Genomic DNA, 21,953 nt, shown 5'->3' with positions numbered 1-21,953 from the left:
CAGCGATGTCCGTCTGCGACGATCATCCGAGCACGGCTCCGGCGTCACCGCTGATGCTGGCGCTCAAGCGCGCCCTGGATGTCGCGGGATCGGCTCTGGGCCTCGTGATCCTTCTGCCGCTGTTTCCGCTCGTCGCGCTCGCAATCAAGCTGGACAGCCCCGGCCCGGTGTTCTTTCGCCAGGAGCGATCGGGACGGCACGGCCATCCGTTCCGGATCTTCAAATTCCGGTCGATGACCGTGGCGGCGAGCGGCTCCGCGCTGACGGTGCGCGCGGACAAACGGGTGACGCGCATCGGCGCGTTTTTGAGGAGGACGAAGCTCGACGAGCTGCCGCAACTCATCAATGTCCTGTCCGGCGACATGTCACTCGTGGGGCCGCGGCCCGAAGTGCCTGAATTCATGAGATACTACGCGCCGGAGCAGAGCGCCGTCATTCTGTCGATGCGGCCCGGTATGACGGATTACGCGGCGATCCTCTTTCGCGACGAGAGCGCCCTGCTCGATGGCGACGAAGACCCCATCAGCTTCTATCGCCACCGCATCATGCCGATCAAATTCGCCCATTACGAACGCTACAGCCGCGACATCGGCGTGCTGAACGATCTGCGTATCATCCTCGCGACCGTCCTGCTCCTGGCGACCGGACAGGTGCCGAGGTGGTTGGGGATTGAAAGCAAACTCGCGCCTGATCGCACAAACCTGAACCCGCTGACGCGCTGATATTTGGCGAACATGCAGCACTTGCCCGGGACAGCCCGGTGCAGCGGCGCCGATCCGGGGCCCTCGCCGGGCCCCACAGAATGCTGACGGATCACGAAAGCATGAGCTTCGCGGTGCGGTTCTTCGAACCGGCCGCCCGACCTTTTTAGCGATCTTTATTTCGGCGCGCGCGCGACGCCGGCATTCGGAGCGACGGCATTGCTCCCGGCCGTCAGCTGATCGCCTGCCGCGACGCTGGTCGCCGCCGTCGGCATGTCCATGGTGAGTTCGGATCGCAACGACACTTCGACCACATCGCCGGGCTGAAGCTCGGAATCCTCATTCGCCGGAATGGTTTCGCGGCCCTTCTCGCCCCTCCTGATGATGGACAGCTCGGGCCGGAAGTCCCGGTCGCGCGTCAGGTATGAAAGCTTTTCGCCTCCTACCCGGAGCCTCACCTGAATTTGATTGAGCGCCACCCGCGCGTCCCGCAATTCCTGCAGAAATCTGATCCTGCGCTGGTCGTCGAGGCGCTCGAGCTGCCTGGAGGATTCGTCCTGGCGCTTCCTCACCTCCATCAGCTGCGCGCCCGTCTGCAATTTACGGGTCGAGGACAGAAGGACCGCGCGGCGCGCGTCCGTCACCCGCGGGCTCGGCAAGGCTCCCTTGCCGAACAGCTCCTCCACCTTTTTCAGTTCCTCGACGTCGGCCACCGTCCCCTTGTCTTCCGTCGCCTCCTGGGCGGCGAGCAGCTTTGCCTGCTCCTCGGCCTTCTTGATGGAGCGGCCGAGATAGGTCTTCTCGCGTTCATAGTCGGCCTTGTCGGCCTTCAGCTGATTGGCTTCCAGCTCCAGGATCTCCTTGATCCTATGAGGAGGGACGGGTGAAGGCGTCAGGCGATCGGCCTCTATCGAATCCTTGCCCGCCAGCACCGCGTTCAGCCGCAGGATCCGCGCCTCCGTTCGAGCGAGCTCGACCCAGAGGCCCTCGATTTCGGTGCCCAACTCCGCGGTCAGGAGAAGGGGATTCTCGGATCGTTGCCGCAGCACGTCGTAGCCGCCGGCGAGGGCCACGAGCTCGCGCACCGTCATCTGGGGGCGGAAGGGCAACTCACCCGATTTCGCCACGTCACCTTTGACATAGATGGGCCGGTACTGAACCACGCTGGCAGTGACCTCATCGGCCTCGATCGCCATCGCGTATTCGCGCCCGTCCGACGATCTCTGCCGGAATATCTTGGTGGCGAGCCTGGCCTGGATTCTCGCCTCCATCTCGGAGGGATAAAGACCGACGACCGACACGCTGCCGAGAGCCGGGAAGGAGATGCGGCCATCCGGCTGCACCGTCACGCGGCGCTGCAGTTCGGGAATGCGGGCGACGAGAACCTCGATGACATCTCCGACCCCTACGCGATAATCGGCATTTGCCGCGCCGACCCAGCCCAAGGCGCAGGCGACAGCCAAGGTCGCCACTCCCATGCGGCCCAACCCGGTCGGAAGCATCCGGGAGGCCAGATCGCCCGGTCGAGCGGGCCGTCGAACTCGCAGCATGAGAATACCCCTTGCTTCAGGCGGTGGTCGGGGCCCGCGCTTCCAGCCAAACACAATGGCCCGCGAAGGAGGGCGCCGTGCCGGCGATGTGGCGACTACCCCTGCCCCATCGGCGGAACGCGGCCCGACGATGGGTAATGCTCCGAACCTGGGAGGTTGCCCGCTCGCGCATGTCAGCCGTCGCTCCGGTGAACCACGTTGCGGACCTCCAGATCGAGGCCGGCCAGCATGACATGCCTCGTTCCATTGGTTTCCGCGACCTGCGACGATCCATTGGCCAGCGCCGACGGCGAGACGCCCACACCGAATGCGGGCGACGAGGCGGGCATCGCGGCAGCGCCGTCGACATCCCTCGCCCGGAGGAACAATCCGCTGTTCACGGCCCAGATCGCAGCTTGCGTGCGGTTGTGAACGTGGATCCGGCGCAGGATCGCTTTGACATGCACCTTCACGGTCGCTTCCGCGATGCTCATCTTGCGCGCTATGGTCTTGTTCGAGTCTCCCTCGATGAGACACCCGAGAATAGATTTGTGCCTCGCCGACAAGCGCGAATTATAAGCGCCGACAACTTGCCCGACTTCCTGCATTCCATTCTCATCGTCGTCGCAGCTGGCAAATCTAGTCTGTCTCAAATGGAGATAGTCGCGACGGTGGCCGTCATTTTCGTCCTGTTCGTCAAGATTGATCCGCCGGGCAGCCTGCTGATCTTTTTCGTCATCGAGGATCGTCAATATCGCCGAAGGCAGAACCGTTTCGCCAAGCATGACCAGCTCGAGCGATTTTATGAAAGCCTCACAGGTGGCGATCTTGACGAAGTAGGCGTTGGCTCCGGCCCGGAATGCCGACAGCATCTCAGTGAGTCGGTGCCGATGAGCCAGCATCGCGACCCGTCCGGAAGGGCAAGATCCTTTGAAATGAGCGACTTGCTCGATGGCTGCTTCAAAATCATCAGCAATATCGACGATCAATAGATTGATATGACCTTGCGCTATCAAATCAGTGATATTGGTGTCGATCCGCGGGCGGGATGCCATAATCTTGAATTCCGCAGTCGTCAGAACGCGAGCCAGCCCTTCTCGGAGAAGGGCATCTGAGCCCACGAGAACGGCCCCTATCGGTTCCATGATAACCTCCTCGGCTTTGCCGTCTAACGGCTCAAGACAAGCAATTCTCTCTTCGGGATTGTTGGTGTTTTTCATTTTGTCAACAATGCGGCTCAAATTGTATTTTATTATTAACGAGAGGCCGGATTGAAATCATCTTCGTTTAGTATGTTATTATCAGACGATCTGTATATTATATATTATCATATTCATCGAAGAATTTACTTCTGCGATGATGTCTGAGAAAATTGATAATTACAATTCAACGACACCCATGCGATCATCCTCGTATTTGAACGAGATCGCTAAAGCTTAGACCCCGTGAATCTTGGATTCCATGCTGCATCAATTGATGCATCGTTTCGTGCAGAGACGGCAAGAGTCCAAGGTCCGACGGCCCGATAGACAAAAGTCTGCCTGTTGGATCGACGAGTGTCTAGTGCAAACTCTAGAGGACCCCTCGCCGAGAAACGCCGTTCGTCGAACAGAACCAGCGCCGCCGAGAGCATCGCGTGCAGTGCGCCAAAGTACCGGCCTACCTCGGAATAGGTATACCCCGTCATACGCCAGCGCCCAATACGCTACCGTGTTACTGATTGTGAACGGCAAACAGAGCTCTGCCGCTTGAATTCGCGCGGAATCTGCCAATCGAAGGCCTGAAGCGAATGAACAAAGCTTCGCACCGCACAATGCGCCAACCCTCAGGGACAGGCGGTCCGACGTCCTCAGAAGCGGGTGCAGGAACATGACACCGCACGTGCTTTGCATCGGAGGCGAGGACCACGCGTTGCGCATCCCTTTTCTCCTGGCTCTGCAGGAGCGCGGGTTTCGCGTGAGCGCCGCTGCGACGGCGGAACCTGAGCCGTTCGCGAGCGCCGGGATCGAATACCACCCTTTTCACTTTGATCGGTTCGTCGCCCCGCTGGCGGACCTGGCGTCGCGTACGGCTCTCATGAAGCTGATCGCGACTGTCCGCCCCGAGATCGTGCAAAGCTTCGACACCAAGCCAAACCTGCTGGTGCCGCTGGCGGCGCGGGGCATTCCGGGCGTGCGCGTCGTCTGCACGATCAATGGCCTGGCCTATCTCTACTCATCGCGTTCGCCGAAGGCGCTGTTCTTCCGTCCGATCTGGCGGGCCATCCAGCGGCTGGCCGCGGCATCGACGACGGCGATGGTGTTTCAGAACGTCGACGACCAGGGGTTCTTCGAGCGCAACAAGCTCATGGGGGCCAGCCCCGGGCAGTTGATCCCGGGGTCCGGCGTCGATGTCGGCAGGTTCGATCGTGCGGTCGCCGAGGGGCCTGCGCCGGAAGAGCTTCGCCAGAAGCTGGGCCTCGCCGGCCAGGAAGTCGTCGTCACCGTTTCGCGCATAACGCGGCAAAAGGGGATACCGACCCTCCTCGAGGCCGCGGCAGCGATTCACCGACTTCGCCCCAATGTGCGCTTCCTGCTGGTGGGTCCACGGGACAGCGAGGGTCCGCTTGCCGTGACGCAGGCCGAGATCGATCGCCACAAGCCCTATGTGATCTCCCTCGGCCCGCGCTCCGATGTGCCGTCTCTGCTGAACATGGCGGATCTGTTCGTTCTCCCGACGGAGTACCGCGAGGGCATTCCACGTGCGCTTCTCGAAGCGGCCGTCGCGTCGCGACCGATCGTGACCACGCGCATGCCGGGCTGCCGGGATGTCGTTCGCGATGGCTGGAACGGCTATCTGGTCGCGCCGCATTCCCCCGAGCAACTCACCGGCCGGATTCTCGAACTGCTGCAGGATCGCGAGCTCGCCGCGTCGATGGGCGCGCGGGCTGCCGCGCTGGTCCGGAGCGAGTTCAATCTCGAGGTGATCGTCGAGCGCTACGCCTCCCTCTACAGGCAGCTGGCGAGCGGCTTGCGCCAGGCTCCGGTGAAGACGGCGCTGAACGGGGCGGACCGCAATCTGCACCAGGACGATCCGGTGCGGCTGGTCGAGGAATGAAGCGAGGGCGGCATGTTCAGGCGCCTGAAGACGAGCTGAAGAGATTGCGATGGTGATCGATCTGCTTCTGGCTTCCGGCCTCTTGTTGTCGACCGCTTCCCAACTGAGGCCGACAAGTCTTCCGCTCGGGCCTGGCGAAATATTGATACTGGCCTGGGTCTTTCTCGCGGCGGGCCGTGAACTCGCCAGGCTCGGGCCACCGATGACTCCCCCGCTGACGATCCTGTTGATCTTCTGGGCTGCTTTCGCCGTGGCCCAGAGCCTCGGCACGATGACGGGCTACCTCATCGGGGATGTTCACGACCGGGGCCTGCTCCTTCACAATGTGATGGCCTACACGCTGCTGACGATCGTGAGCAGCCTGATCGTCGTCGGCCCCGACGCCGGCCCGCGCCTGCATCGAATGACCTGGATGGTGGCCTCGCTGGGGGCCGTATTTCTCCTGCTCCAGGCGGCCCACGGCTATGGCGTGATCGACATCCCGGCGGTCGATCCCTGGTACTGGAACACGCGCTTTCGCGGCTGGTCGACGAATGCGAACCAGCTCGCCCTGCTCTGCGCAGTGCTGACCCTGCTGTCGCTCCATCTCGCCGAAGTCGCTACGCGAACGGTTGAACGCATTGCCGCGGTCGCCTGCGGCGGCGTCGCCATCTGGGTCGGAAGGCTGACGCTGAGCGATTCCTTCGCCCTGGTTCTCGTCTGCAGCGTGCCGATCTTCGTCGTGCTGAAGCTCCGTAGCTGGGTGGGCGAGGCGAAGCCCAGCTTTCGCCCCGCCCTGGCGTGGCTCGTCATTCTGGCTCTTCCAGCCGCGGTGATGGCGACGGTTCCGCTCGTCAACACGATCAAGGCGGAAGCCAGGGATGTCGCGCGGGAGATGGCCCGGGGCGAGGAGGCGGACACCGAGCGCTCGGCATCGCTTCGGTTCACCATCTGGGGCGCCGCGATCGAACGAGGGCTCGCCTCAGGCCTGATGGGGCTGGGGCCGGCTCCCCACATCGCGAGCCCCTTCCCGGTCGTGCTGGGGTCCCGCTCGGCGGAAGCCTTGAAGTATTCCGATCAGCCGAAGCCGGGCTTCCTGCCCAATTTCGAAGCGCACAACACGCTGCTCGACCTGTTCACGCAGAGTGGCCTGCTCGGAATCCTCAGCGTCGCCGGCCTTGGCGCAGTGCTGCTCGCCGGGACCTGGGCAGCCAGATTGGACGGCCTGACCACCCTGATCTTCGGCCTCGCGATCTTCAGCGTCTTCCACTTCATCATACGCCATCCGATTTTCTGGTTTGCCGTCGCGGTCTGCCTGGTGGCGGGCGACGCGGCGCGGCATCAGGCGATCCCCCGAAAGAGTGACTGACATCGCAGGCGGCGCCAATGGTATCCTCGGCGTCTTGGATGCGGGCGGCACCTGCCGGCTTTCCGAGAGCGGCTCGATGACGCCATCGAAGAGCCGGAGCAGCGAAGATGCAAAGCGCGCGCTGGAAGGCGCAGCGCCAGGATTTGTCCGGCCGCATTTGTGCGCGGCCCTGTTGGCCTTTCGTCGCCCGTCCGTGAACCGTCGAGGCTCGAGTCATGCTGCAGACCGTCAATGACCCAGCCAAAGGCGAGCCGATCGAGCCTGGCAGACTGCGCCCGGCTCCGCGCCGGGCCAAAACCCACCCCGCCGTCACCACCCCGGAACCGGTCGTTCCGGACCAGCAGTTTCTGGATGTCGTCCGCGTGCTCTGGCGCCGGCGGAGAATGATCCTGACCGTCGCCGTGCTCGGGGCCGTGCTGGCGATCGCGGTCGGGCTGTCGATCCCGCCGCGGTATACGGCCGTTGCCGAGATCGCGGTGGAGCCGCCGCAACGCAACGCGGCCGGTGTCCGGCCCCTCCCCACCGAAGAAGAAATGATCATCGACACGCATATCGCGCGGCTCAGCTCTCGCGATCAGATGGCGCGCGTGCTCGACAGCCTGGTCCCCGGGGACGCCGCGAGCGCGCAGCCGGCGCCGCTGCCGGTCGATGCCGGCGAGCCCATCGAACCCGCCTCGAACCTTGACGATGGCTGGAGTCTGGCGGAGTTCGCACGGCGCCTGGAAATGTGGAGCGGCTTCGGCGAGAAGCGCAGCGCGTCCCTGACCGTCCGGCAGCTCGAGCACGACTCGAAGATCCTGCAGACACGCCGCTCCCGCCTCATCAGCATCGCGTTCACGTCGAAGAACCCGGAACAGGCGGCTGCGGTGACGAACCGAATAGCCGAAATCTACGTCGACGCCCGCAACACGCAGAAGCGGGAATGGATGACCCTCGAACTGGCGCGCATCAGCGAACGCATCGGCGGGCTCAAGGAAGAGGCGGAGAATGCCCGATCGGCCGCGCAAGTTCTGGCGACGCTGGTCAGGCGGCAAGACGAGCTTCGCAGCGAGATCGAGTTCATCTCGCCCGATGTCAGCGTCTCGTCATTCGCAAAGGCCCCGGAGCGGCCGAGCTCCTCCAATCCGCTGCTCTTCATCCTTCCGGCATCGCTGATCTTCGCGATCGGCGCCTGCGCATTCGGGGTCGTCAGGGATCGGCTGGACCATGGCTTGCGCAGCGAGCGCGATGTGAGCGAGGCGCTCGGCGTCCCTTGCATCGGTCTCGTGCCGAAAACGGCGCGGATGGGTGCGGTGCGCCGTTACAAACATCTGCTGAAAGAGCCGTTCTCGGCCTATTCGGAAGCGATAAGAGCGACGGCCGCGACGTTGAGGATCACGGCCAAGTCCCGGCATTCCAAGGTCGTCCTGATCAGCTCAAGCGTTCCCATGGAAGGAAAGTCGACGCTCGCCCTGAGCCTCGCCACTTACCTGTCTGGCGTCGGCCGGCGCGTGCTCCTGGTCGACCTCGATTCTCGTCGAGGCTCGTTTCTGGCCGAGCTACATGCCGCCAGCCGGACCGAAGAAGGAAGCCGCGATCTCCACTTCCACAACCGGGCGCCAGCGGATTCCATCCGGCACATTGCCGATGTCGGGCTCGACTACCTGCCGATACAGCGCAACAGCGTCGATCCGCTGCTCTTCGCCAGCGAGCACCTGCCACGCCTGATCCGTCAGTGGCGGGACGATTATGACTGCGTGATCATCGATGGCCCGGCCTTGCTCGGCGCCGCGGAAGCACGCTCGCTGCCCCTCCTGGCGGACCGCGTGCTGTTCGCCGTGAAGTGGGCGGGGACAAAGCGGGAGGTCGCCCGGAGCGCCACGCGCCTGCTGCGGGAGGCCAGCGGCCTCGGCAAGGAATGGAGCGAGGTGACGACGGCCATCCTGACCCAGGTCGATGTGAAGCGGCACGCCCAATACCGCTTCGGCGATGCAGGCGAGCTGACGCTGAGATACCGCAGGTACTATGCCCGCGGCCTCAAGGCATGGCGATCCAAAGCGCCGCCCAAGGGTTCGGCCCCGGGCGACCAGCGCCCTCCCGCCGCGCCGGGCAAGCCTGTCGCATTCCCGGCGGAATGACGGGTGCCATCATGGGGAAGGACGAGCTCGAGAGACGATCTGTCCATCGTCTCGCCCGCGGCGGCTTGACGGCCTTCATCCTCTACAGCGCAGGTGTCGGGCTGGCCTATTTCTCCCAGCTCCTGATCGCACGTTTCGTCGGGGTCGATGCCTATGGCATCTACGCCTATGCGGCAGCCTGGGTGATCGTCCTGGCCTATGTTTCGGCGCTCGGCTTCGATGTCGCTCTCCTGCGCTTCCTCCCCGCCTATGAGGCCGAGCGCGCCTGGCCGCTCTTTCGGGGGGTTATCCAGTACGCGGAACGACGGGCGCTGGCCGTCAGTATCGTCGTCATGCTGGCCGGCGCCGGGGTCGTGCTGGTGCGCGACGTGTCGACGCAGCTCAGGGACACCTTTCTCATCGGCCTGTTGCTGGTGCCGGTGCTGGCGCTGCTGTGGATCCGCAGTTCCATCGTGCGCGCGTTCGGCGGCGTGCTGTGGGCGGTGGCGCCGAACCGCCTGATGCGGGACGGGATCCTGGTTTCCCTGGTCGCTCTCGCAACCATGGCTCTGGGTTGGCGCCTCGAGGCCTTCACGGTGATGCAGCTGACACTGGTGGGTGGCGTCGTCGCGCTGTTCTTTGCCACGCTCGGGATGCGCAAGCTGCGCCCCGACTTCGTCGACGGCGTGGTGCCGGCGTATGACGCCGCGGCCTGGCGTCGTGCGGCCTTGCCACTCGTCATCATGGCCGCCGCCGAAGCCCTTCTGAACCGAACCGGTGTCATAGTGCTCGGCTGGTTCGGGGATACTCGGGCAGCGGGGATCTACAGCCTGGCGTTCAACATGGCCTTTGTGGTCGCGCTGCCGCGGGTCGCGATCAACACCCTGTTCGCGCCGACCATCGCGGGGCTGTTCGCCAGAAACGAGCACGACATGCTCCGGAGCCTGATCGCGACGACGGCGCGCTGGTCCATGATCGCGTCGGGCCTGATCGGGACGGCGATCTTCGTTCTGGCCGAGCCGCTCTTCTTCTGGTTCGGCCCGGGCTACGAGGCCGGGATTCCGGCCCTTCGCATTCTCCTCGTCGGACAGATGATGACGGCTGCAGCCGGCTCGCAGCTTCACGTCATGACGATGACGGGACACGAGCCGAATGCTGCCGTGCTGCTCGTGTCCAGCGCGGTCGGCAATGTCGCCGTGAGTGCCGGGCTGATCAGTCTGTTCGGCGTGAACGGCGCGGCGATCGGCACCGCGGCGACCCTGATCGTCTGGAACCTGGCGATGGCCGTGTTTCTCTGGCGTCGCCTTTCCCTGACGCCAAACATGCTCGCGACTTTTCGGTTGGGCCTCGCCAAGACGCGGCAGATTCTGGCGCATCGTGCTTGAGGCAGGAGCCGCGCTGGCGCGTTTCAAATGGTCAGCAGAAGAAGGCTGGCGACCAGGTCAGGCATGACTGGAGCGTTTCGATCGTTCTCATGCTGGCTGCAGAGCGCTTTCCGCCAGGAACCCTCAGCTTCTCTTCGTCGATCAGGTCGCCGATCGTCGTCCAGGGGAAGGCGCCGGCAAGAGCGATGAAGCGCTCCTCGCAACGGCTGAGGTTGATGCGATGGCGAAACATCTCGAACGGCTTCATTCCTGAAACCCGCGGCTGACCCGCATCGATTTCCCACGGGTGGATATAGAAGACGTAAGGCCGTCCGGAGCGCAGGATGGCCCGCACGCCCTGGACCCACAGCGCATAGGGCGCCAGCCGAAAATAGCCTCCGCCTCCCCAGGGAATTCCGCGTTTTCCCAGCCGAAGGCACGAGATCGAGACCTCGTGGAAGCCTTCTCGCAGCAGGGTGACGGGACGGCCGGCATCCATTCCCGTCAGCTTGCCGTATCGATCATGCGCGATCGTCGGCACGACCGAGGAGTCGTATTCGAAGCCGACTTCCTGCAGGATCGGGATCGCCCAGTCCGTGATCGAAAAGGACGGCGCCCGATAGCCACGGACCGGCGCACCCAGCAGATCCTCGAGATGGTGCTTGGCGCGCGATACGTCGGCTCGAAATTCGTCTGCCCCGAGCGAGGTGACAAGCTGGTGGCCGTAGCCATGACACGCGACCTCATGGCCCGCCTCGGCGATGCTGCGCACGAGCCTCGGGCAGCGCTCGGCCACCCAGCCCAGCACGAAGAAGGTGGCACGGACATTCGCCGCATCGAGGATCTGCAGCATCCGCATCGTATTGCGTTCGACCCGCAGCTCGCATGCATCCCATGCCTCGGGCGGAACCGCGCGCGCCAGATTGGCGGCATGGAACCAGTCCTCGACATCGATGGAGAGCGCGACCCGGCCAGATTCAGTTCCGGCAGACCCTTTGCCGGCCGCCGATGACTGGCCGGCCTCTCGCTTCGCCGCGAGATCGAGCGACCCGCTCTTCCCGGCAGCCATGGCAATGTCGGAGCTCACGTCATGACGATCGGGCTGACGTGTCAGGCGCTCAATCATCGAAGATCGTTTCATCGGTTTGCCCGCATCGGATCCCGGCTGGAAGCACAGACTTGGATTCGTAGCATGGCCGCCGCACCGCGCCTGCGTCTCTAAAGGGGTAAGCCTACCGGAGGTATGCCACCCTCCCCCCGATGCGCCCCGCCCTGAGGGCGAAAATCAGCGCATGATGCACCCGGAGCGGCGGCAAGGGGCTCGATCAAGCGTCTGCCCGCAATGAATTCGGGCGTGGGGAGCGGCGTGCTTCGATGCAGCATCTCGAGGTTCTGGACCTCGCGCAGACCGGGCGAGACGACGAGTGGCAGGCCTATGTCGACAGCGCTCCGGGCGCCTCCCCGTATCACGCGCTGGAGTGGCGCGAGATTTCCGAGAGCAGCTTCGGCCATCGCAGCTGGTATCTGATGGTCCGGGACAGTGATCGCGTGCGCGGCGTCCTGCCGATGGTCGAGATGCAAAGCGCGTTGTTTGGGCACTTCTTCGTCTCCCTGCCCTTCCTCGACTCGGGCGGCATCCTGGCCGATACGCCGGAATGCGAGGCGGCATTGGCAACCGCGGCGGCGAACCTCGCCGCGAAGAGAGGCGCGCGCCATATCGAGCTGCGGCAACAGGCCGGATCGACGAGCCTGGCCGATGCAGGCTGGAGGCTCCGCCAGCACAAGGTCGCGCTCGTCATAGATCTCGACGCCGGCCCGGAGCGGATCTGGTCCGGCCTCAGTTCGCGCCTGCGCGGCAAGATCAGGAAAGCCGGCAAAGCGGAGGCTGCCTTCTCGGTGGAGGGCAACGAGGCGCTGGACGATTTCTATCGCGTCTTCGCGCTCAACATGCGCGATCTCGGGACGCCGGTTTACAGCCCGGCCTTCTTTCGGAACATCCTGCGCAGGACGAAGGACACGGCCGTCCTGCTCGTGCGCCGCGAGGGGCGCGCCGTCGCGGGCGCCATAGCCCTAAGGCGCGGCGACACGGTCGAATTGCCGTGGATCTGCTCGGATTACCGCGAATCCAGCCATCAGGTGAACGAGCTTCTCTATTGGAGCGCCATCAACTGGGCCAGCAGCCTCGGCGCCCGCAAACTCGATCTCGGCCGCTGCTCGATCGACTCGGGGACCTATCGCTTCAAGATGCAGTGGAATCCCGAAATCCGCCCGCTGTCCTGGTACTATTGGCTCAATACGGGCAGCGCGCTGCCGGAATTGAACCCGAGTAATCCGAAATATGCCTTCGCGATCCGCTGCTGGAAGCGGATGCCCGTGGCGCTCGCCAACCGGCTGGGCCCCTGGATCGTCCGCAGCATCCCCTGAATCCGGCGCCCTCCCGCTATTTGGGCCAGGACAGGCGGGAGACATAGTCGGCCACGGGACCGCCCGTGATCCCCCAGTTGCTGGACCAGACGACCTGCGATCCATCGGGCGACGGCGAGGCGTGCGTCTCGCCGATATAGCTCTCCACCACGTTTCGCGTCTGGGCGATGCGCCGCACCTCCCCGCTGCCATCGAGGCGGAGCGCCACCACCTCCTGATAGAACGGCGCATAGCCGGAGGCGCCGAGAACTTTGGCGTAGGTGCCTTCGTAGCTCACGAACACCCAGCCCGGGCGATTGATGTTGCGCGTCGAGGCATGGGCGCCATAGCCCGCCGGCGCCAGCTTGGTGACGACGCCGTCGGAAAGCCTGCGCTTGATGATGTGCCATTTGTCGGGGTCAGATTTGCTGATGCCGACATAGACTTCGCTACCGTCCGCATCGACCGTCATGTCGCCATGCCCCGGCCGATGATGCTCGGTCCAGCTCTGCACCAACTTGCCGTCGACGGTGAGGATCGAGGCGATGTCGATCCGGTCTTTGGTGCTCAGGCAGGCGACGTAACGCCCGCTGGGCGAGATGCCGCAGTAGTCGTTGAGACCCGGCAGCGTCGCGATTTCGATGTCGGGGTATTTCTTCCGCTCCGCCATATCGTAGGCGAACGCGACGAGCGCGCCGGCCGCATTGGTGGCGCGCAGCACGAGGCGATTGCCGTCCTGAGAGAGATTGCCCTTGTAAGGGCCGAACTGGAGGTTGGTATATCCCGCCGGCGCGTAGATGGTGCTCCGGCTGTCGGCGCGGGGCGCCCATGAATAGACGCGGTTTGCGCGCACGCAGATCATGAGCGCCGGATCGGTCGGATGCCACTTGCAATCGTCGTCGCCGGAACGACGAAAGGCGGGCTCATAGCTCTGGCCATCCAGAAAGCAGAATCCGTTACAGCCCTTGGTGATCGCCAGCAAACTCTGGTCGGCGTTCCAGGCCTGGGTGCTGGAATAGCGATGCCTGCAATAGCCCGGATCGCAAACGAGGCCGGCCGCCATGGGCCGCCCCGGATCGGTGACCCGCGTGAGAACGGTGGTCACGGTGGGGTCGGTGACGGGCTGGAGATAGGCCGGGCGCGACATGGGGGGAGCCGCCAGAATACGGGCATCCGCCAGCCCGCCGGTGGCCGAGGCGCCCCATTGCAGGGCCGCAAGCAGGACGAGCGCGCCAAGCCCCAGCGACAGCGCGGGCAGGTTTTTGCTCATGGGGCCTCTCCTTCAGCGCATTCGCAATGCCCACAGCAGGCAAGCTCAAGAACGCAAGAACCCAACGACGTCGTGCCACAGGCCCGCCAGCCTGCGCGTCCCGGCAGGTTACCGCGCTGGGCGCGGCGCGGCGTTACTGATTAGGGGGATCGGTCATAACTCCTACGAGGTAATCCGACGTCCAGAAGCCTCCCTTCAATAATAATCCCGCTTGGCCAAGGCGATGCGCCGTCATGCGAAGTAACTTGGAAAGGCTCAGAGTCCGAACAGCGGCAATATTTTCCTCCCGGGAGGATTTGCCGTCGGCTCTCCAGTTGCGGTTGGATGCGAGAACAACGTCATGCCAACACTATCGCGCGTCCGGTCGCCTGTTGCGGAGATGGCGAGCCTGTCGCGTGTGGAGGGGGCCGGTTCGTCCCGGCTGATCCTCGTCCAGGCGCTTCGGATATTCGCTGCGCTCGCAGTCGTTTTCTACCATGCCCAGTACGATGCAGAATCCCTGGCTGCGCGCTTTGGCCTCTCCTATCGAGGCAGCACGCTCCTGCCCTGGCCGGCGGGAGTGGACCTGTTCTTCGTCATCTCCGGCTTCATCATGGTGCATACGTCGCGGAGTCTGTTCGCGACCGGCGATGGGCCCCGCATCTTCCTCGCCCGCCGGATCGCACGCGTCGTCCCGATCTATTGGGCCATCGTCACCATCTACCTCCTGATCGGCCAGATGGCTCCGGCGGCGCTCAATCGCGCCGCGCCCGGCTGGGCCGAGATTCTGGCCGCGTATCTGTTCATTCCCTATCCGGGCCCGAACGGCGTGCTTCATCCGGTTTATGCGCTCGGCTGGACGCTGAACTACGAGATGTTCTTCTACCTCGTCTTCGCGGGCGCGCTGCTGCTGCCGCGCCATAAGGCGATCATGGCCGTCGCGGCCGTGCTTTTCGGCATCGTGGCCTACGGGCGCTTCGCGCAGGCCATGTCGGCGCAGGTGACCTTCTGGAGCGACCCGATCGTGCTCGAATTCGTTCTCGGCATGGCCCTTGCCGTGGTGCTGGAGAAGGGATGGCTGCTTCCGCGGGCCGCGCGTCTCGCCCTTGTCATCGCAGCTCTGCTGCTGCTGCACGCCGATCTCATCAGATCGGACGGAGCCTTCGTGCTGCCGCAGGTCCTCGCCTATGGCTTGCCGGCGGCCATGCTGGTCGCCGCCGCGGTGCTCGGTCCCTTCTCATCGACCTGGCTGGCTATGGACATGTCCGTGGTTGCGTTGGGGGACGCCTCCTACTCGCTCTACCTCGTGCACCCCTTCGCCATCCGCGCGTTGCGCGAGATGTTTACCCAGAGCGGGCTGGCGATGACCCTGGGCCCCCAGGGGTTCGTCCTGCTTGCTCTCGTCGCAGCCGTCATACTGGCGCTTGTGGTCTGCCAGTTCCTGGAGAAGCCGATGACGCGGGCCGTGCGCTCGTGGTTTCGCGTGTAGACCGAAAAGCGCCGACCTAACCTTGCCGCCGTGAGCTGCGGGATCGCCGCAGGCCGGCCGATTCAAGCCCGGCGCTGGCAGCATGAAGCGAGGATCATCCCCTTTTTCGATGCCCACCATTGAGAGAAACATCCCCTGTCGGAAGGGAATTTTTAAGATTTGTCACATTCGCGCGGACTGACGCTCGATAGGACCGGCTCCAACCCAGGCCCCGCTGGCCCGGTGTCCCGCACCTATAGGAGCGCAGCATGTCCTCTACGAATTCCGTCGCAATGGCGACCTCTTCGGACCAGATGCTCAGCATCCCCAACGCCGCCCAGAACCAGGGCCTGCGCGTCATGCCGGGCGGAACCGGCACCGCCACCAGCTACACGCTGGTCTATGATCTCTATGTGCCGGCCGCGACCTCCGGCGGCTGGATCCCGTTCTTCCAAAGCGCCGCCGGCAACACCAACGACGGCGATCTGTTCGGCCGCGCCAACGACTCGAATTTCGGCATCGGCATCGGCGGCAACTACCAGGGCGAGGCCCAGCTCGACGCCTGGAACCGCATCGCCTTCACCGTCGAGCAGAAGAACAACGAGGTGGTGATCACCAAGTACATCAACGGCGAGATGGTCGGCTCGCAGACCAGCGGCGATCTCGGCCGCTACACCATCGACAAGGCTTCGGGCTTCCTGATCTTCTCCGACGAGGACGGCGAGACCTCGCCGGTCCATCTCTCGAACTTCGCCTATGCCGAGACGGTTCTCTCCGCCGCGGAGGTTGCCGCCCTCGGGACCGCCAACGGCGCCGGCATCGTCTCCCCCGTCGTCAATGACACCTTTGCGCAGGCCAACGGCTCGGAGTTCCGCTTCGACGACGGCACGCTCGGCAGCAGCTTCGGCGTCGCCACGCTTCAGCCGGTCGCGATCACGATCCCCGTCGAGACGGCCGCCGAGGCCGGCATCACCGAGATTCCCGCAGCCGACCAGCTCATGTCGCTGCCGGCGACCACGCGCGAGCAGACGCTGAAGCTGACCCCCGGCGGCACCGGCGTCGCCACCGAATTCACCATCGCTTTCGACATCTTCGTCCCGTCGGACGGCAACAATGGCTGGATCCCGTTTTTCCAGAGCAGCGCCGCCAACAGCAATGACGGCGACCTGTTCGGCCGCGTGAACGGGTCGAGCTTCGGCATCGGCATCGGCGGCAACTACCAGGGCGAGGCGCAGCTCGACACCTGGAACCGGATCGCCTTCACCGTCGAGCAGGACAACGGCCAGGTCGTCATCAACAAATACATCAACGGCGAACTGGTCGGCACGCAGACCAGCACCGATCTCGCCCGCTACACCATCGACAAGGCGGCCGGCTTCCTGATCTTCTCCGACGAGGACGGCGAGACCTCGCCCGTCCACATCTCGAACATCGCCTATCTCGAGGCCGTTCTCTCCGACGCGCAGATGAAGGCGATCGGCGGCCCGAGCGCGGCTGGCATCGTGCCCTCGATCCTGGAGCCCGACTTCATCGCCGCCAACGGCACCGAGTTCCGCTTCGACGACGGCTCGCTGGAGCCGACGCTCGGCACCGGCGCGCTCGATGCCACCAATGTCGAACCCGTCTTCCAGTCGCCGCTCGAAGCCGGCATCCCGGTCGTCACCGCCCCGCCGGCTCCCGGCGGCGAGGAGGGCGAGCCGATCAAGCTGCGCTCAATCGCCGACATGATGGTGACGCCGGACGCCGAGACGGTCGTCATCGAGCTTAGCCAGCATTTCACCCAGCCGGGCCTGACCTTCACCGTCACGACCTCCGATGGCGAAGCGGTCGGCGCCCGCCTGATCGATGGCAACAAGCTCGAGATCGATGCCAAGGCGTTCGGCCGGTCCGACATCCATGTCTCGGCGGTCGACGCCGAGGGGCAGGTCTATACGGACGACTTCCGCGTCCGCGTCGCCAGCGAGAGCGCCTACACGATCGCGGTGCTGCCCGACACGCAGGACTACACCTCCCCGGGCCTCGGCCAGCAAACCTTCAACGGCATGACCCAGTGGCTCGCTGACAATGCCGGGATGCTGAACCTGAAGTTCGTCACCAGCGTCGGCGACGTGACCGGCGGCAACAGCGCCGGCGAATGGGCGATCGCCAAGGAAGCCTTCGAGAAGCTCAACGGCGTCGTTCCCTACGCCATGCTCCCGGGCAACCACGACCAGGCTGCCGGCGGCTCGGCCAGCAACTACACCTCGATGCAGAGCGCCTATTTCGGCGTCGAGTACATGATGGAGCACTCGACGCTCGGCGGCGTCTACGACCAGGAGGCCGACAAGACCAGCAACGCCTGGTACACCTTCGAGGGCGAGGACGGCACCAAGTGGATCGCCCTCTCGCTCGAGTTCGGCGCGCGCGACGATGTGCTGCGCTGGGCCGGCGAGGTGCTCGATGCCCATTCCGACTACCGCGCGATCGTCAGCACGCACCACTACACCAACATGGGCACGCGTGCGGACAACTACTCCGGCCCGCTCTTCGCGGAAGGCACCGGCAAGGATTACGGCATCGGCAACAGCGCCGAGAACGCCAATGACGGCGAGGACATGTGGCAGGAGCTGATCTACAGCCACACCAACGTGTCCTTCGTCTTCTCGGGCCACGTCTTCGGTGACGGCGCCGAGACGATCGTCAGCTACAACGAGGCCGGCCAGCCGGTCTACCAGATGCTGGTCAACTACCAGAACGGCGTCTCGCTGGAGAACACCGGCAATGGCGACCCGTCGCAGGGCGGCAATGGCGGCAACGGCGCGATCCGCCTGATCACCATCGATCCGGAGACCGGCAAGGTCTACACCGAGACCTATCTCTCGGCCTATGACGAGTACATCACCGGCTCGCGCGGCGATGCCGAACCCTCGCGCGACGGCATGGGCGGCGAAGGCAGCAGCGGCCCGCAGGAGGTGACCCAGCCGGTCTCCTTCGGCACCGACACCCTGCCGGACGGCACGAGCGGCGTCCTCAACGCGCCGAAGTTCGACCCCGTCAACGGCCTGAAGGTCATCCCCGGCTTCGCGCCGTCCGATGGCGGCAGCACCTATGGCAGCTACTCGCTGATCTACGACGTGAAGCTGCCGGAGAGCTTCGGCCTGTCCTCGATCTTCCAGAGCGACCTGAACAACATCACCGATGGCGACCTCTGGCTGAACCATGCCGGCGACCATGCCGTGATCGGTACCAACGGCCAGGACGAGGGCTTCGTGCCGCTCGGCGAATACATCCGCCTGGCGATCACCCTCGAGCGCGTCGGCGAGGGCGGCTCGACCTACATCATGAGCAAATACGTCAACGGCGTGCTGCAGGGCACCCAGACGGTCGGCGCCGCCTTCAACATCAGCCAGAAGGGCTTCCTGCTGTTCGCAGACGACAGCGGCGAGACCCTGGCCTTCTCGCTGTCCTCCTTCGCCTTCGTCGAGAAGGCGCTGACGGCAGCGGAGGTCGCCGCCCTCGGGGGGCCGACCGCCAGCGGCCCGTTCACCTCGCTGATCCCGGGCGTGAACATGGCGCAGTTCGACTTCACCAACGGCAATCTCAACGCCAATCTCGGCAGCGGGACGATGTCCCAGCAGATCGGTGACGGCTCTGGCCAGCAGCTGACCGGCGACCTGCGCGAGCATGAGGAGGAGTTCGACGTCGATCTCGGCATGCCGGCCTCCCAGTTCCGGGCCGAAGCGGGCGAGCACCGCACCATCGCCGTCGGCAATGCCGAGAGCACAACGATCAGTCTCGATGCCGGCTCTTCCGTCGACAAGCTCGGCCAGATCACCGACTTCGAATGGCTGAACGCCGATGGCGAGGTCGTCGCGACCGGTGCCGAGGCGGATGTCGACCTCGGCGTGGGCGTGCACTGGCTGACGCTCAAGGCCAGCGCCGCCGACGGCACGGTCTCGACCGACATGGTGCGCGTCACCGTGACCAATGCCGACACGCTGCTCTCCGAGAACTTCGACGATGGCAACGCCAATGGCTGGACCGCTCCGGCCGCCCGCTGGCAGGTCGCGGGTTCGGTGCAGTCACGCGACACGGCGGTCGAGGGCATCACCGCCGCCGAGGGCCTGCTGCGCGCCTATGACGGCGCGGCCGGCATCATGAGCTGGAGCGGGACCGGCAGCGCCGCCTGGACGGATTACACCGTCTCGGCCACGCTGACCGCCGAAGACCAGCTCGGCCTCGGTCTCGTCGCCTACTACCAGGATGCGCAGAACCACTATCTGCTCTCCTTCGACATCTCGGCCAACAAGCACCAGCTCATCCGCGTTAAGGACGGTGTCCGCACCGTGCTGGCCGAAGAGAGTGCCACCACGCCGTTCGACCGCGCCTTCGCGGTGGAGTTCGCGGTCAGCGGCGGCCGCCTCAACGCGACGCTGGATGGCGAGGCCCTGTTCGGCGGCGCCGTCAGTGACGATGCCCCGCTCTCGGGCGGCAGCATCGGCGTCTACTCGGCCGGTCAGCGCCAGGTCTTCTTCGACGACATCCTCGTCCAGAAGGGCACGCTGATCGCCGATGCCGGCGAGGCGATCCGCCTGATCGACTTCGACGGCGACGGCTTCGTCGATATCGACCTCTCGGCGCTGACCAGCAATGGGCTGACCGCCGGAACCACGGCGCGCTGGAGCGAGAATGGCGAGCTGCTCGCCTCGGGCAGCGAAGCCACCGTCAAGCTCGGCACGGGAGACCACCTGCTGCGGCTCGACATCGCCAATGCCGGCGGCTCGGCGAAGGACACCGTCAAGGTGGAGATCGTCGCGGCGGACAAGGTGCTCGTGCACGAGAACTTCGCTGACGGCCTCGCGCAGGGCTTCCGCTTCGTCGACGAGGGCGAGCTCGGCACCGCCGCGGCCTGGTCGGTCGTCGACGGCGTCCTGAAGCAGACCTCCAACCGCTACAGCCGCGAGCTGGGCGGCACGGGCGACACCGCGCCGAGCTCGCAGTGGAGCCTGAACTGGAGCCCGCTCGGGGACGGCATCCACGCGCTCCGCAAGGGCACCTACGCGGTCTATGAGGGCGAAGGCGCCTCGGAATGGACGGATTACAGCGTCCAGACCAAGTTCACCTCGGCCTCGGGCGGCGGCATCGGCCTGCTGCTGCATTACCAGGACGCGAACAACTACTATAAGTTCGAGCTCGACAACCAGACCGGCCTGCCGCAGCTGTTCAGCCTCAAGGACGGCATCGAGCAGACGCTCTGGCAGGGGCCGACCCGCTACGACACCGCCGGCAGCAACACGCTGCGGGCCGATATCGTCGGCGGCAAGCTCCAGATCTGGCTGAACGGCGTCGCGCTCTTCACCCGGCCGATCGAGATCCACGACACCGAGGCCGGGACCTTCGGCCTGTACAACTGGCGCGCCGGCAACGGCGTCACCTATGACGACGTCACGGTGATCTCGCTGGTCGAGACGCCTCCGGCCGGCGGCCCGATCCTGGGCACGGCGGGCGACGACGAGCTCACGGGCACGGCGGGTGACGACATCATCCTTGCGGCGGCCGGCGACGACGAGGTTTCGGGCGGCGCAGGCGACGACACGGTCGAGGGCGGCGAAGGCGACGACGAGCTGCGGGGCGAGGCCGGCGACGACCTGCTGAAGGGCGGTGCGGACGACGATGCGCTGTTCGGCGGCGTCGGCAACGACGTCCTGATCGGCGGCGCGGACGACGACCTGCTCGACGGCGGCGACGGCATCGATACCGCCGACTACTCCGGCGACACGGCCGGCGTGACGGTCAACCTCGCCGAAGGCTATGCCGAGGGCGACGAGGCCGGCTCCGACGAACTCGTCTCGATCGAGAACGTCATCGGCGGCGCCGGCGACGACACCCTGATCGGCGATGACGGCGACAACGTCTTCGTCGGCGGGCTGGGCCATAACGTCATCGACGGCGGGGCGGGCTTCGACACGCTCGACCTCTCGGCGGCGACCGGGCCGGTCACCGTCGACTTCGCAGGCGGCAAGGCCTCGGGCTCAGGCATCGGCACGAACAGCTTCAGCAACATCGAGAAGCTGCTCTTCGGCGCCGGCAACGACGTCGTCACCGGTGGCAATGGCGCCGAGAACCTCGACGGTGGGGCCGGCAACGACACGCTGAAGGGCGGCGCCGGCAACGACACGCTCGCCGGCGGCGAGGGTGACGACACCCTCGACGGCGGTTCGGGCGACGACGTGGTCACCGGCGGCATCGGCAACGACACGATCAAGGCCGGCTCCGGCGACGATCGGATCGAGGGTGGTGAAGGCAACGACGTGGTCGATGCCGGCTCGGGAGACGACATCGTCCTCGGCGGCGCCGGCAACGACACCATCGATGGTGGCTCGGGAGACGACCGGATCGTCGGCGGCGCGGGCGACGACATCCTGACCGGCGGTTCCGGCCATGACGTCTTCGTCTTCGCGGCCGGCTTCGGCAAGGACATCGTTACCGACTTCAGGACGACGGGCTCGAGCTCGGACGTTCTGGAGTTCGACACCGATGTCTTCGCCGATTTCGCGATGGCGATGGACGCGGCCGATCAGGTGGGCGGCGATGTCGTTTTCACCGTCGACGCCGACACCACGCTGACGTTGAAGGGCGTCCAGCTCTCCAGCCTCGCCCAGGACGACTTCCGCTTCGTCTGAGACCACGGCACAGGCGACAAACGAGAAGGGCGCCCGA

12 protein-coding genes are annotated in these 21,953 nt (G+C 65.1%); 8 read left to right on the top strand and 4 right to left on the bottom strand.

The features are described from left to right. Nucleotides 1–5 precede the first annotated feature (5 nt). Nucleotides 6–722 carry a sugar transferase gene (locus BoBH3_RS19460; protein ID WP_262332487.1) on the top strand — a complete coding sequence of 239 codons (717 nt, stop codon included), beginning with the start codon at nucleotides 6–8 and terminating at the stop codon, nucleotides 720–722. 155 nt (nucleotides 723–877) lie between these two features. Here the strand turns inward: BoBH3_RS19460 and BoBH3_RS19455 are convergent, their stop codons facing one another. Further along, nucleotides 878–2,179 carry a polysaccharide biosynthesis/export family protein gene (locus BoBH3_RS19455; protein WP_262332486.1) on the bottom strand — a complete coding sequence of 434 codons (1,302 nt, stop codon included), beginning with the start codon at nucleotides 2,177–2,179 and terminating at the stop codon, nucleotides 878–880. Nucleotides 2,180–2,424: 245 nt separating this feature from the next. Next, complete coding sequence (locus BoBH3_RS19450; protein ID WP_262332485.1) at nucleotides 2,425–3,450, bottom strand: LuxR C-terminal-related transcriptional regulator; 1,026 nt, start codon at nucleotides 3,448–3,450, stop codon at nucleotides 2,425–2,427. Between the two features lie 649 nt (nucleotides 3,451–4,099). Between BoBH3_RS19450 and BoBH3_RS19445 the strand changes: the two genes are divergently transcribed. The 4 genes from BoBH3_RS19445 (at nucleotide 4,100) to BoBH3_RS19430 (ending at nucleotide 10,155) form a co-directional block, all read left to right on the top strand. Next, a complete protein-coding gene (locus BoBH3_RS19445; protein ID WP_262332484.1) occupies nucleotides 4,100–5,326 on the top strand; it encodes a glycosyltransferase family 4 protein in 1,227 nt (408 codons plus the stop codon). A 49-nt stretch (nucleotides 5,327–5,375) separates the two neighbouring features. After that, on the top strand, nucleotides 5,376–6,674 hold the full coding sequence (locus tag BoBH3_RS19440) for an O-antigen ligase family protein (RefSeq protein WP_262332483.1): 1,299 nt from the start codon (nucleotides 5,376–5,378) through the stop codon (nucleotides 6,672–6,674). Nucleotides 6,675–6,889: 215 nt separating this feature from the next. Then, on the top strand, nucleotides 6,890–8,791 hold the full coding sequence (locus BoBH3_RS19435) for a Wzz/FepE/Etk N-terminal domain-containing protein (protein ID WP_262332482.1): 1,902 nt from the start codon (nucleotides 6,890–6,892) through the stop codon (nucleotides 8,789–8,791). After that, a complete protein-coding gene (locus tag BoBH3_RS19430) occupies nucleotides 8,788–10,155 on the top strand; it encodes an oligosaccharide flippase family protein (protein ID WP_262332481.1) in 1,368 nt (455 codons plus the stop codon). The genes BoBH3_RS19435 and BoBH3_RS19430 overlap by 4 nt, the downstream gene beginning before the upstream one ends. A gap of 31 nt (nucleotides 10,156–10,186) precedes the next feature. Here the strand turns inward: BoBH3_RS19430 and BoBH3_RS19425 are convergent, their stop codons facing one another. Continuing rightward, complete coding sequence (locus BoBH3_RS19425) at nucleotides 10,187–11,221, bottom strand: XrtA system polysaccharide deacetylase (protein ID WP_262332480.1); 1,035 nt, start codon at nucleotides 11,219–11,221, stop codon at nucleotides 10,187–10,189. A gap of 287 nt (nucleotides 11,222–11,508) precedes the next feature. Here BoBH3_RS19425 and BoBH3_RS19420 point away from each other — a divergent pair, with 287 nt between their 5' ends. Continuing rightward, nucleotides 11,509–12,558: a FemAB family XrtA/PEP-CTERM system-associated protein gene (locus BoBH3_RS19420; RefSeq protein ID WP_262332479.1), complete on the top strand. Its 1,050-nt coding sequence runs from the start codon at nucleotides 11,509–11,511 to the stop codon at nucleotides 12,556–12,558. Between the two features lie 16 nt (nucleotides 12,559–12,574). Here BoBH3_RS19420 and BoBH3_RS19415 read toward each other — a convergent pair whose 3' ends face one another. After that, complete coding sequence (locus tag BoBH3_RS19415) at nucleotides 12,575–13,807, bottom strand: hypothetical protein (RefSeq protein ID WP_262332478.1); 1,233 nt, start codon at nucleotides 13,805–13,807, stop codon at nucleotides 12,575–12,577. Between the two features lie 340 nt (nucleotides 13,808–14,147). Here BoBH3_RS19415 and BoBH3_RS19410 point away from each other — a divergent pair, with 340 nt between their 5' ends. Next, nucleotides 14,148–15,275, top strand: a complete 1,128-nt coding sequence (locus BoBH3_RS19410) for an acyltransferase family protein (protein ID WP_262332477.1) — start codon at nucleotides 14,148–14,150, stop codon at nucleotides 15,273–15,275. Nucleotides 15,276–15,523: 248 nt separating this feature from the next. Then, nucleotides 15,524–21,916, top strand: coding sequence for a metallophosphoesterase (locus BoBH3_RS19405; RefSeq protein ID WP_262332476.1), 6,393 nt, complete (start codon nucleotides 15,524–15,526; stop codon nucleotides 21,914–21,916). The last annotated feature ends 37 nt before the right edge of the window (nucleotides 21,917–21,953 follow it).

This window comes from Allobosea sp. BH3 (assembly GCF_025499465.1).
In the GTDB taxonomy this organism is placed as follows: Bacteria; Pseudomonadota; Alphaproteobacteria; order Rhizobiales; family Beijerinckiaceae; genus Allobosea.
This window is presented reverse-complemented; position numbering and strand designations above follow the sequence as displayed.

Coding starts and splice junctions, on each gene's coding strand:
- BoBH3_RS19460 (WP_262332487.1), top strand. CDS start 6: ATGTCCGTCTGCGACGATCATCCGAGCACGGCTCCGGCGTCACCGCTG.
- BoBH3_RS19435 (WP_262332482.1), top strand. CDS start 6,890: ATGCTGCAGACCGTCAATGACCCAGCCAAAGGCGAGCCGATCGAGCCT.
- BoBH3_RS19455 (WP_262332486.1), bottom strand. CDS start 2,179: ATGGGAGTGGCGACCTTGGCTGTCGCCTGCGCCTTGGGCTGGGTCGGC.
- BoBH3_RS19445 (WP_262332484.1), top strand. CDS start 4,100: ATGACACCGCACGTGCTTTGCATCGGAGGCGAGGACCACGCGTTGCGC.
- BoBH3_RS19450 (WP_262332485.1), bottom strand. CDS start 3,450: ATGAAAAACACCAACAATCCCGAAGAGAGAATTGCTTGTCTTGAGCCG.
- BoBH3_RS19440 (WP_262332483.1), top strand. CDS start 5,376: ATGGTGATCGATCTGCTTCTGGCTTCCGGCCTCTTGTTGTCGACCGCT.
- BoBH3_RS19410 (WP_262332477.1), top strand. CDS start 14,148: ATGCCAACACTATCGCGCGTCCGGTCGCCTGTTGCGGAGATGGCGAGC.
- BoBH3_RS19405 (WP_262332476.1), top strand. CDS start 15,524: ATGTCCTCTACGAATTCCGTCGCAATGGCGACCTCTTCGGACCAGATG.
- BoBH3_RS19420 (WP_262332479.1), top strand. CDS start 11,509: ATGCAGCATCTCGAGGTTCTGGACCTCGCGCAGACCGGGCGAGACGAC.
- BoBH3_RS19415 (WP_262332478.1), bottom strand. CDS start 13,807: ATGAGCAAAAACCTGCCCGCGCTGTCGCTGGGGCTTGGCGCGCTCGTC.
- BoBH3_RS19430 (WP_262332481.1), top strand. CDS start 8,788: ATGACGGGTGCCATCATGGGGAAGGACGAGCTCGAGAGACGATCTGTC.